The 11,621-nt window shown below is 41.5% G+C and carries 12 protein-coding genes and 3 pseudogenes; 3 read left to right on the forward strand and 12 right to left on the reverse strand.

The window, feature by feature from the left end; genetic code table 11:
- Positions 1–637, reverse strand: a 637-nt coding sequence (locus tag HGJ98_RS06605; RefSeq protein ID WP_291350275.1) for a PolC-type DNA polymerase III N-terminal domain-containing protein, incomplete at its 3' end; no start/stop codon positions are given.
- A gap of 305 nt (positions 638–942) precedes the next feature.
- Here HGJ98_RS06605 and HGJ98_RS06610 point away from each other — a divergent pair.
- Positions 943–1,383 carry a hypothetical protein gene (locus tag HGJ98_RS06610; RefSeq protein WP_291350276.1) on the forward strand — a complete coding sequence of 147 codons (441 nt, stop codon included), beginning with the start codon at positions 943–945 and terminating at the stop codon, positions 1,381–1,383.
- Here HGJ98_RS06610 and HGJ98_RS06615 read toward each other — a convergent pair.
- The 3 genes from HGJ98_RS06615 to HGJ98_RS06625 all read right to left on the reverse strand — a co-directional run bounded on the left by HGJ98_RS06615 (position 1,357) and on the right by HGJ98_RS06625 (position 3,944).
- Positions 1,357–1,992, reverse strand: a complete 636-nt coding sequence (locus HGJ98_RS06615) for a DNA-3-methyladenine glycosylase (RefSeq protein WP_291350277.1) — start codon at positions 1,990–1,992, stop codon at positions 1,357–1,359. The two genes, HGJ98_RS06610 and HGJ98_RS06615, sit on opposite strands and share 27 nt — an antisense overlap.
- A 70-nt stretch (positions 1,993–2,062) precedes the next feature.
- Positions 2,063–2,989 carry an arginine deiminase family protein gene (locus HGJ98_RS06620; protein WP_291350278.1) on the reverse strand — a complete coding sequence of 309 codons (927 nt, stop codon included), beginning with the start codon at positions 2,987–2,989 and terminating at the stop codon, positions 2,063–2,065.
- A gap of 100 nt (positions 2,990–3,089) precedes the next feature.
- A complete protein-coding gene (locus tag HGJ98_RS06625) occupies positions 3,090–3,944 on the reverse strand; it encodes a 4Fe-4S binding protein (protein WP_291350279.1) in 855 nt (284 codons plus the stop codon).
- 274 nt (positions 3,945–4,218) lie between these two features.
- Between HGJ98_RS06625 and HGJ98_RS06630 the strand changes: the two genes are divergently transcribed.
- Both HGJ98_RS06630 and HGJ98_RS06635 read left to right on the forward strand, forming a co-directional pair.
- The gene (locus tag HGJ98_RS06630; RefSeq protein WP_291350280.1) at positions 4,219–4,611 is read left to right on the forward strand and encodes a MerR family DNA-binding transcriptional regulator; all 393 of its coding nucleotides are present in this window, start codon (positions 4,219–4,221) and stop codon (positions 4,609–4,611) included.
- Between the two features lie 35 nt (positions 4,612–4,646).
- The gene (locus tag HGJ98_RS06635) at positions 4,647–5,888 is read left to right on the forward strand and encodes an acyl-CoA dehydrogenase family protein (protein ID WP_291350281.1); all 1,242 of its coding nucleotides are present in this window, start codon (positions 4,647–4,649) and stop codon (positions 5,886–5,888) included.
- Between the two features lie 204 nt (positions 5,889–6,092).
- On the opposite strand, the gene HGJ98_RS06640 is transcribed toward HGJ98_RS06635, so the two are convergent.
- The 8 genes and pseudogenes from HGJ98_RS06640 to HGJ98_RS06675 all read right to left on the reverse strand — a co-directional run bounded on the left by HGJ98_RS06640 (position 6,093) and on the right by HGJ98_RS06675 (position 11,612).
- Positions 6,093–6,206 (reverse strand): YjfB family protein, encoded by a 114-nt coding sequence (locus tag HGJ98_RS06640; protein ID WP_291350282.1) that lies wholly within the window; start codon positions 6,204–6,206, stop codon positions 6,093–6,095.
- Positions 6,207–6,216: 10 nt separating this feature from the next.
- Positions 6,217–6,807: a hypothetical protein gene (locus tag HGJ98_RS06645; protein ID WP_291350283.1), complete on the reverse strand. Its 591-nt coding sequence runs from the start codon at positions 6,805–6,807 to the stop codon at positions 6,217–6,219.
- Positions 6,808–6,922: 115 nt separating this feature from the next.
- A pseudogene (locus HGJ98_RS06650) lies at positions 6,923–7,309 on the reverse strand (flagellin); the annotation flags it as partial.
- 187 nt (positions 7,310–7,496) lie between these two features.
- Positions 7,497–7,736, reverse strand: a complete 240-nt coding sequence (locus tag HGJ98_RS06655) for a hypothetical protein (RefSeq protein ID WP_291350284.1) — start codon at positions 7,734–7,736, stop codon at positions 7,497–7,499.
- 81 nt (positions 7,737–7,817) lie between these two features.
- A pseudogene (locus tag HGJ98_RS06660) lies at positions 7,818–8,309 on the reverse strand (flagellin); the annotation flags it as partial.
- A 2,130-nt stretch (positions 8,310–10,439) separates the two neighbouring features.
- Positions 10,440–10,841 (reverse strand): annotated as a pseudogene (locus HGJ98_RS06665) (hypothetical protein); the annotation flags it as partial.
- A 105-nt stretch (positions 10,842–10,946) separates the two neighbouring features.
- On the reverse strand, positions 10,947–11,135 hold the full coding sequence (locus HGJ98_RS06670; protein WP_291350285.1) for a carbon storage regulator: 189 nt from the start codon (positions 11,133–11,135) through the stop codon (positions 10,947–10,949).
- A 309-nt stretch (positions 11,136–11,444) separates the two neighbouring features.
- On the reverse strand, positions 11,445–11,612 hold the full coding sequence (locus HGJ98_RS06675) for a carbon storage regulator (RefSeq protein ID WP_291350286.1): 168 nt from the start codon (positions 11,610–11,612) through the stop codon (positions 11,445–11,447).
- Between the last annotated feature and the right edge of the window lie 9 nt (positions 11,613–11,621).

The raw sequence follows: 11,621 nt of genomic DNA on the forward strand, positions 1-11,621 counted from the left end.
AAGGATCACCTTTTTTTCCTTCGTTTTCTCCTTTGATTTCCGACTTGATTGGCGCAGCTTCCTTAGCTGATTCAAAGGTATTATGGCATGGTGTTACAGCCCCTTCCCTTTGAAGAAGCAGAATTTCCTTTTCTTGTGTATCTTCCTGCAGCCTTTTTAATTCTTCACTGCTCACATTATCCACAAAATTAATTTGATAGGCAGCGTCGTAGAGGTTTTTTATGGCCTCTTGGATTTTTTTATCATAACCTCGGGCTTTTAATAAGTAGGATACTGCTGATTTAAACGTAAATTTTATCTGATTTTGAGCTATCTCATAGTCACAATTTTTGAGAGCTCCTTTTAAGACGGGATGCTTTTCCGCCAACGATGACAAAATATTGTTGAGTGCCTCTTCTAAGGGCTTTCTATGGGTTCCCTCAGAGTATTCTACCGTGATAATTGAATCGTTTAAGGCTAACCGTTCTCTGATAAACCGGTTAAGGGACTCAATCTCTCGTGTTTCAATATATTTATCAGAGCTGATTTTCATCTCCAGGGTTTTCGTACTTTTAGTCAAAACCACTGCTTGTACAACAGCACTATTGATGTTACCCTCTGCTTCATAATCACTAAATATTTCACTTATTCGTTTCATCTACTCCTAAGTCTCTCCTAAAAATTATTACTGGTTTTTTCAGGTTAGTGAAAAATAGACACGACTTAGCGTTAAATCGTGTCTTCTCTAATCTTACCATCAATGACCGTCCTGTGAAAAGGTAAATTTATTCAGCAGAAGTTCTTTTGAAGCGATTAAGGTTCTTACAAATATAATGCCCGGCTTGATCACATCCTCACAGAGGTATGCCAGAAAGCTTTGACCGGCCCAAAGTTGCCTGTATGCATATTGAGATTCTTATAGGATAAACTTATTAAATATCTCTTAAGAGAGGAGTACACTAGATGAATAGGAAAGATAGGTTTTATTATGGACTTATTGCCGGTTTAATTGCCGGTATAGTTCAAAATATGGTGAATTTGTTGTTTTTCTACCTCAATATTACAAAACTCCGTTATGTAGATTGGGTAGCCATTATGACATATGGACACGAACCAGTAACAATTCTTGATGGGTTCTTTGCTTTGGTCGTTCAATTAGGCCTAAACGGAGTATTGGGAGTCGTTTTTGCTTACTTGCTGCCTATATTAGGCTTTGAACATTATTTACTAAAGGGTATGGTATTTGGAGTGGGTTTTTATCAGTTTAATTCCTTTATTACAAATCTATATCATATGCCCGGATTAACCCAAACCGAGACGTATACTGCTATTTCAAATACCGTAACTTCCGCGATTTTCGGGATATTACTAGCAATTTTAACTAAGAAGTTGGTTTACGAGTGACTTTCTTATCCTTGACGAATTTTTTGACGAAACAAAAGGATTTTCCTGTACCCAAAAACGCCAAGGATAATGTACGGCCTCTCTACTGTTAGTGATACCTATCCTTGGACCGACCCCAACAGATTCGATTTCTTTTCCTTCCGCGATAAAAAGCGGATACTTAAAGAGGGCTCTTCCGTAATCTTCCTTTACTATACCCAGGGATTTTGTTAACTTTCCTGGTCCATTGGTTAGCTCCCGTTCCTTTTTCTCTTTTCCGCGCCGTTGATACATTAGGTCAATACCACAACATGGTTCAAGAGCTCTAATTAAAACCGCCTGAGGACACCCAATCTCTCCACTTACCACATTAACAAGGCAATGGGTATGCATAACATAAGTATAGGCATACCCGGGTGGTCCGAACATTATTTCAGTTCGTTTAGTTCGTCGGTTTTCGAAACTATGTGCTGCACGATCTTCAGGTCCAAGGTAGGCCTCGGTTTCCACTATCCATCCCGAGGCCATACCCAACTCTGTTTCTTTCACCAGCAATTTCCCCAACAAAGCACGAGCTAAACTTAGAGTTGGTTGTTGGAAAAATGAATAGTTTATCGGTTCTAATACCATAGCTCTACCTCATTATAAAGCTTAGTCTCACTAATACCCATTAAATAGGAACCCCATTTTGCTAGTTAAGCTAGGCACGCCAAAGTCTTAAGGTCAGACAGCGAAGACTTCCTCCTCCGGCTAATAGGGCATCGGGATGAAATTCAATAATCTGTACGCCCCGTTGCTTTAACTTCTCTTTAGTCTGACGGTTAAGTGCCATATCATAGTGAATAAGGACCTTAGGTTCTAATACAACAAAACTGCAACCCCAATTTTGTTGCTCTTCATCATCTATTTCCACTAGTTCCATATTTCGTTTTCCTAAAAAGGTCTTTAGATCAATTTCAATCCGCTTCTGTCTGGTAATTAAGTAAGTTCTAAGAAATGCAGGGGGGAAATACAGGGCTAAGTCTTCACTAATTCTGTTGAAAATCATATCTGCATGCATAAACCTTCGTGCCTGTGGTGCCTCAATATAAATTACTTCTTCGAAAATATCTAGGGCTTTAGTAAAGAATTTTTCAATGGTACTGGGTTTATGCCGTTCAGTATCCACGATAATTAACGTATTTGGGGACAAAACTAAACAACCTTCAAACTGCTCATGGGTTTCAAATTCATGAAAGATAGGTATGCCGATATTTGTGAGAACCTCCTTAACAACCCGTTCCTCCCCCGCCCTAGTACCCGGACACATTTCGGATAAAATAGCCCCTTTACTCGTAATGACAGCTGTGTCGTGTAGATAAGGTAAATTCGGGAGTTTGGCAAGCAAGTCCTTTGTGTGGTGTACAAAGTCTCTAACAAATAGCACCTCAACTTGATGTGCTTGTAACAACTGCGCATATTTTTCATGCTCAATTAAGTACTGATCTACCTTTGGAACATAATTAAACAAGTGATACTTGTAGTTTGATTCATTGATAGTTGCAAGAGATTCTATAGGGTTATGAAGTAAAACTTTTCTTAATCTTACTAGCTTTTCAACTCCGTACCTTGGTTGTGTTCTGTTCATTTTTTACATCCTATCTAACCTTTTTTTGATAGTAGTATTTGTTACTGGCAGCAATTACATACCTACATAAAAGCGGCGGCAAAATTGCAGGGCGGGAGATTTATTTAAACATTATCTTTTTTGGAATACTACTTTCGCATGGAACCTTTACCTGGCATTTTCCACAACCATATCTTGGTTTAAACATTTCCTTAGTTTTATTAACATATTCCGAACATAGTATATGATTTTTACCCGTCTCAAGGGATATAGCCTTAACTGGACAATTTTTCACACAAGCACCACACATAGAACAATTATGATAAATGTTATCTGATACACGAGTGTCAGGAGATAACTCTAACTCTGAAACAATACTTCCCAACCTCCCGGCAATTCCTTTATCAGTAATAAAGCCTTTAGAAAGTCCGAACGTTCCAAGTCCACATACAAATGCAATATGTCGTTCTGACCAATTGCTTGTATATACTCCGTCTCCACTGTGATTATCTGATTTTTGATCATTATTATAACCCGCTTTTGCCCAAAACCTCTTGTCCAAAGATGGTGAAAGACTTTTATAACCGGCATTTGTCAATACATCACACAAATATTTACAGAGCTTTACAATAAATGCCTGACCTTCTATTCTGCCATGCAACCATTCTTCCGAGGGCCATACCCCTTCCCTGCTGTTACCCTTCTTCACGACATCAGTAAAGGGTAAAAAAAAGGAAATCACTGTTTTGGCCGTCGGCAACCATTCTTGAGGAGCAAGGAAATGTTTTCCGATGACCGATGGTTCAGTTAACTTCTTAAAGTATGGGTCAAAAGCCGAGCCAAAGCCAAAAATCGGATTTTCAAAAATTCTCATGCCAACAACTGCTTCGCTTAGCGCAATCGACTCAGGTATTTTATTATGCTCTGATTCTTCCACAAACCTTTTCGCAATTTTAATTATTTCTATCTTATCCATAATCCTCCACCCCTTACAAACCATTAATACAATAACATCCGTTGCAACCATTTTAATCCATTTTGATGCTGCTTACAATAACTAAGAAACCTACCGGTTAAACGGTTAGAATTAAATCCAAGATCGAGTCAAACAGGTTGCAAATTAACCCTGCTGAAGATCATCTAGTATTTGTTCTGTGCAAAGAACTCTATCCCCTAATTGACTTTTAACGTAAACTGGTATTATAATATTCACAATATTAAAAATAAAATATATCAGGGTGGGACAAAAAATGGCAGAAACATCCGGACCAATTCTTACTATTTCAGAACTGGCTGACGAACTAGGCGTTACAGCTAGAACTATACGCTATTATGAGGAGGTGGGATTGATTGAACCGATACGCCATGAGGATATTGCTCAGAGACTTTATGGCGCGAGAGAACGTGGCCGGCTCAAGCTGATTTTAAGAGGAAAACGTCTAGGATTTTCGTTAACTCAAATTAAAGAAATGATTGATTTATATAATGCAGATCCCACGGAACGAGAACAGCTCCAGCGGACTATTGCCTACGGTGAGCAGCGATTGGCCGAAATTGATGAGCTGTTACAAGATTTGCAGGTCATGCGAGAAGAAATAATGGACTATCATAACAAGTTTGTGGAACGCTTAAAAAAGCTTTGAAAGAGGTGAATCATCCGTTCAATGCGGATGGAACTATGTTTGATTTCTTACTTAATGAGACACAAAAAGCACTAGTTCAAGAAACGTCACACTTTGTCCGCACAAATGTTCCAAAACAACTAGTGTTGGATATGGATGCGGAAAAGGTTACCTACCCTAAGGAATATATTGATTCTCTAGCCAAAGCGAATCTACTAGGATTACGGTTTCCCAAATCCTTGGGTGGACGGGAAATGGGTTGGGCTGAAGAAGTACTGGCCATCGTGGAAATCGGTACCTTAGGGACCAGCTTAGGTTGTCTTTATTCCCTTCCCTCTATCGTTGGAGAGGCAATTAATAAATTTGGCAGCGAAGACTTAAAAACTCGATTCTTGAAACCAACCTTGGAAGGAAAACTCTGTACGGCAGAGGCATTGACAGAGCCAAGGGGGGGATCTGACTTTTTCGGCACGACCACTGTTGCAAAGCGGGTTGGGGATCATTATATTCTAAATGGTCAGAAACGCTTTGTCGTCGGTGCGGAAGGCGCGGACTACTTTATGGTTTACGCCAAAACGAGAGATGACGCTCCTCCCCATCAAAGTATTAGTGCCTTTTTGGTCGAACGTGACTCCACGGTGGAGGTCGGACACGTCTATGGTTTAATGGGTACCCGGGGCGGAGGAGCCGGGCGGGTTATTTTCAGGGATACAAAAGTACCTATAGAGAACTTAATCGGGCTAGAGCATGGGGCTGCTGCCATCTTCTATCAAATGATGATTCCCGAGAGGATGACAAGTGCGTCAGGTGCAATTGGAATTGCTAAAGCTGCCTTGGATGTGGCAGCACGTTATAGTACTAAACGTAAGGCCTTTGGCCAGAAGATTAAAGAGTTTGAAGGGGTAAGTTTTAAGGTGGCGGAAAGCATTACTCAGCTTGATGCAGCCATGGCCCTCGTTTATACAACGGCTCAGGCTATTGATGCCGGTATTGAACCCCCTCGAGCCCGTCGGCTCGTTTCGGAAGCTAAGAAATTTGCCACCGAAACCTGTTGGACCATCGTGAATGCTGCTATGCAGATTATGGGCGGTATTGGCTATACCAATGTTTATCCCATCGAAAGAATGCTTAGAGACACTCGCTTGATCATGATTTGGACGGGTACGAATGAAATAATGAATCTTATCATTCAGCACGAATATTATAAAGAACTTGCCGGTCGCAAGCCGGATTCTCAACGTAACTGGGAAGAGGATGCACCAAACGCCCACCTTCTAGATGAAAAGATTTATGAGTAAGTTTTATCATTTTCTGGGATTAGAAACCAACACAAAGAGCCAGAGAACAATTCTCTAGCTCTTTGTTTATCAGTATTAAGATTCCCTTCTAATCAGATTAACGGAGTAACTGTAGAACGCCACTAACATCAATGTTTTTGCCAAGGTTCGGCATCACCGATTGTTCGATAGTCGACTTTGACACCGTAGCTGCCAACTCCGTAATCATGTGTCCCCCTTTGTTTGAGCCGTGTCCATGGCCATCTTTGTCACCGAGATAGCCGCCTGCTGTTGAAGCTTTACCTGACTCAGCCCTACTGACAATCCTGCAATGTCCATTAGTTCCTCCTTACTGGAAGTCTATCCAACAGATTCTGCTCTTTTCGTCCAGTTCATCACCACTATAAAGTGTAGCTGTATAGTTAGTCGTGCCAGCAATTTGATCATACTTAATCGTATAGTGCCCTTCAGCCAGCGCATTGGCGCTGTTTAGTACTACTTGTCCGGCAAGTGTAGTAGCGGCACTAGTATTACTACCATTCGTAACCGCTGTTGCCTTTGCACTGGTTGCAATGCTGTAGTTTCCGCTAACACCCGCCGCTCCAGAAGTGATGGTTACACCGGTGATTCCGGTACTACCTGCATTGAAACCGCTGATTGTATCCGTCCGAGACGTAGTAATCGTTTGTGACCCTGTTAATGTTGAGGTCGGATCTAACTTTAGATTGGATACTACCGCGTCTCCTGCTAGTCCTACCGATACATTCGCTGCATCATTGTTTTTAGCGATGGATATGCTGTATGTTCCTGATGCAAAAGAAACACCAGCACCGTCTTTAGCATCAGTCACCGTTACGCCTGTTACAGAATCCGCATTAGAAACAAAGCTTCCACGAGTGTTGGTTGTAACCGTATTGCTATATGGTGATAGCGTAGTCACCTTTAGCTAGAGCACTATTGCTGTCCAGTTGTAGAGCGGACAGTGCGGTTGTGTCAGCTGAAAAAGTCTTCCCTAGTTCGGTAGAAATGCCTTTGGTATTTTTAGTCGAGGAAACACTTCCGTCCAGAAGCTTCTTCGTATTGAACTCAGTGGTATTCCCAATTCGGTTAATTTCTGTGGTCAGGGCATTAATTTCTTTTTGGATTTCACCGCGGTCGGTCGTGGTATTGGTATCATTAGATGCCTGAGTAGCTAGTTCTTTCATCCTCTGAAGAATGCTATGCGTTTCATTTAGCGATCCTTCTGCCGTCTGTACCAGTGAGATGGCATCTTGCGAGTTCCGGGCAGCTTGGTCTAGGCCACGGATCTGTCCACGCATTTTTTCACTGATGGCCAAACCAGCAGCGTCATCGCCCGCGCGATTGATACGAAGACCTGAAGACAGTTTTTCCAGTGACTTAGCGCTGTTGGCGTTGTTAGAACTCAACTGGCGTAAAGCCACGAAATATTCTGACCATTTCCTGCTTACAGAACCCTCTAAAATTAACAGTCCTACCTTCTCTGATGCCCCATCATTATGAAACGTATATATGATGGAAGCAACCAGATGCCAGAGAGACTAGCCAGCTGCTGAAGCTTTACCTGCCTCAACCCTACTGACAATCCTGCTAGGTCCATCAGATCCATCCTTACTGGCAGTCAATCCAGCAAATTTTACTCTTCTCGTCGAGTTCGTTGACTTCCTTTTCTAGTGCTCGAATCTTTGTATTCAACTCGTCAGTTTCCTGACTATCCAAATCATTATCCCTGGCATGAACTGCTATTGCTCTCATTTCTTCCAGCTTCGCCTCGATTTCATCGAGGATTCGTAGCCTATATTTGGCCCATTTTAGCCTCTCTAAGAGGTGTGATTCGTTTTCTAGTTCCATAGCAGATTCAGCACCTTTAAATGTTATTTATGTAAAAAGGAGACCCTGGATAACCAGAGTCCCCCATTACTATTGAAATGATTATCTGAGTAATTGAAGAACACCCTGAGGTTGTTGGTTAGCTTGAGCCAGCATTGCTTGAGCAGCTTGAGAAAGGATGTTGTTCTTTTGGAACTGCATCATTTCTTTAGCCATGTCTACGTCGCGGATACGGGATTCGGCAGCGGTCATATTTTCGGCGGACGTTCCGAGGTTAGTAATTGTGTGCTCTAAACGGTTTGAGAAAGCTCCAAGTTTGGAACGTTCTGCAGATACCGCCTCAATCGCATTGTTAATTACCTTGACTGCGGCAGTAGCATTCTCATGAGTGCTTACGTCTAATGCTGCTTCTGCACCGTCACTCGTTGTGCCGTTTGTGACCGTTTTGGCTGAGGTAAATTTAGCTGTATAACTCACCCCATTATCTATAACCGTTTGTGTGGCATCTTCAGTTCCAGCTACCTTTAATGCAGCAGAACGCATATCGTTTATATCCACAGAGAAACTTTGACCAGCATTAGCACCAATTTGCATTTGCAATGAGTTGTCATCCACACCGTCTTTAACTTTGAATGTAGCATTGGCATCATCAGCAACCCCTGCAGCTGTATCGACTGATACTCCATAGGTATCAAAATCGACGGTTTCACCCTCATTAAATGCCTTATTATCCTTTACTTCACCCGTATTTGTATCGATCAAGGACATATCAAAATTAGTTACACCTGCATTGACTGAGAAGAAAATATCTCCCTCGGCAAGGTCTCCACCTGTAGCGTAGTATAGAGAAATATCTTCACCGATGGATAAGTTTTCAGCTGATCCGGCATCATCATTTAGCGTCGTCTGGCTATATCCCGTAACGGCATCCCCATTGGCTTTAAATACCTGTGCCGTCATTCTGGTGTCTTGTTCGATGGTTAACTTGATTTGTTTATCAGCACTATTTGCTAATGCTTCCAGTTGCGTTTTATCAAAGTCAACTAATAGGCCAGCCCCTGCCCCGCCTACTTGAACATTAGTAATCTTGCTAGCATCGTTCAAATCTGCACCGGTTAATGTTATTGTAGCCGCTGCACCACCAATCTGTGTATCAGTTCCATCAACAGAGTCAGCTGTACCACCATTATCTTTAAACAGTTTGATGTCGTATGAATCATTATTGGTAACGGCTACAGCATAAGCATTTCCGGCTATTATTTTGGATGCGTCAATATCCATTGTTACTACTTGGTCATTGCTAGTGCCATCGCTAAGTGTGATTGCTGTATTATCCATCACTGCATCATTTTGTTCGATTTGGGTCTCTTTATATGATCCATCACCAGCAGTAACAGTTACCTTATATTCTATCGCACCTGCTGCTCCTCCAAAATCAAGTTCTTTTCCGGAAAACGTACTTGCAGCGGTCGCATCCGTTGGGGCTGCATCACTTGCATACATTTTTTGATTATCGACATTAAAGCTGAAATCTCCAAGCTTAATAGCTGTAGAACCGGAAGTATTAGTAAATGAGGCGGTGGTTGATTCAACTAAATCACCATCACCATTTACTAATTTGAAGTTCATGGTTACATTGTCGGCAGTATCCGCTGCACCTGCTGTGGCATTAGTTGTTCCATTTATATCAGTGGCGTCAAAGCCAAATAACCCTGCTGCTGTTGCTTCCGAACCAACTAAACTAACAGCGGATTCCGGGCCGCCTTGATCAGCTGTAATTGTAATTTTATCGTTTGCAACTGATACTGTAAAAGTCTGACCGCCATTGGAGGTTCCATCAAATACTGCATCGATGTCATCTTGTAGTGCCTGAATAACAGAAGCCTGCCCAGCATCATCGGCCACCACATTATCACCTAAGGCTTTTGATTGAGTTAAGGTAATGTCTTCCCCATTAATTACTAACTTGTTAATAGCTGTATCGGCAATAGCTGTGCCAAAATCTACATCTGATCCCAGTGCAGTATTTGCACCTTGGCTAGCACTTGATCCACTTTGTTCAAGAACAATTTTGTAGCCGTCAGCTGCTTTGTAGGTTGAATTGGTTGCTAAAGTTAGATTACTTAGAGAACCAGTGGTTTCGTTCAGTAGACCCCCTGCGTCTGTAATCTCAGCTGTATCTACAACAGCATCCGTCTTAATCGTGTAGTTCCCTGCTGTAGAAACAGCTCCACCTGTAGCAGCAGTTAAGGTGATTCCGCCCGCATTTATTTCATTGAAATCTTGAGTAACTGTTTTGGTCACTTGAATAATATGCTGAGCGTTATCTAGTGTAGAGTCAGACAATACGCTTATTGGCTGACTCGTTCCTCCGGCTGTGTTTAAAATACCAGTATCGCCTGTAGCACCGGCAGCTGTCATAGCCTTGACAGTATCTTGGGTTATTGTTACTTTATAAGCCCCTTCATCTAAGCCTGTGTCTTGTGCTAAAACATTAACTTTTGACACGTCAATATCAGCTACGCTAGCGGTAGTAGATGATATTTGACTACCCGATACTTCATTTGTAGTGACCTTATTCACTTCAAGTTTGTAGTTTCCTGTGGCAATAGCGGCATTTGGATCAACGACAACATTAGATAGTTTTCCGCCAGCATTCGCTAAGTTTGCAGCACCATCTAATTCTCTTCCGTTACCTGTGATTGCAATGTCACCTTTTAATAACTTTTGAGTGTTGAACTCCGTTGTATTTCCGATACGGTTGATTTCAGACGTCAGCTGATTGAGTTCTTTTTGAATTTCGTTGCGATCAGCATCTGCATTCGTGTCGTTTGCTGATTGGGTTGCCAGCTCACGCATACGCTGGAGAATGCTGTGGGTTTCACTAAGTGAACCTTCAGCGGTTTGAATTAATGAGATTGCGTCTTGCGAGTTACGAGCAGCTTGGTCCAATCCACGGATCTGTCCGCGCATTTTTTCCGAGATCGCAAGACCTGCGGCATCGTCTCCCGCTTTGTTAATGCGAAGACCTGAAGACAGTTTCTCTAGTGACTTGGAGCTGTTAACGTTGTTGGTACTCAACTGGCGATAGGTGTTAAGAGACGCCATATTGTGATTGATAATCATAATTAAAACCTCCGTGTACTTATTTATTTATTTATGTGAACTTCCGTGTTCACACATTTATAACAAGCCTCATGGCCACTCGGCTTATTACCAAAAAATAATTAGTTATGACACATCCAAATGTTCACTGGCCGCTTTGGTATTGCGTTCGTAGACCTCTCCTCTTAAGATATTGACGTTTTTTGGAGCATCGATGGCAAGACGCAGATCGCCTTCTTCACTTTTCACAACTTTAACCATAATGTCTGAGCCAATTAACACGTATTCACCTGGTTTTCTACCTAAAACCAACATAAAATCATCCTCCTTGAATTAATTTGGCTGAAGACATAAAAAAGCCGTTCATACCCCTATTTCCTATATCCTTATAGGTAGAGGTATAAAACGACTCATCCTTGTACTCTATTTGCTTATTAAACTTTTGTGAGTAAACACAAAAAACGATACATTTACTAAAATGCTCCTGCGTCCTGCAAGAAATTTTAGCAAAATGTATCGTCCTTGATATAGAGAGTTAATAAATTGATTTTTTATGTCCTCATATTCTATATCGTAAAAAAACAAAAAAACCTTAATAGTTTTTTTGTTTTTTTATGAAAAATGTTACGCTCTGGAAGTTTGTTGTTCTGTTAATTCGCCACGAACAATCATTAAGTCTTTTGGCGCTTGAATGGCAAGTCGTAAATGCCCGTCTTCGGATTTTATAACTTTCACTTTAATATCTTCACCAATCATAACATACTCACCGGGCTTCCTTCCCAACACTAACATTGAAATATC

It is taken from the genome of Desulfosporosinus sp., assembly GCF_014237355.1.
Taxonomy (GTDB): Bacteria; Bacillota; Desulfitobacteriia; order Desulfitobacteriales; family Desulfitobacteriaceae; genus Desulfosporosinus.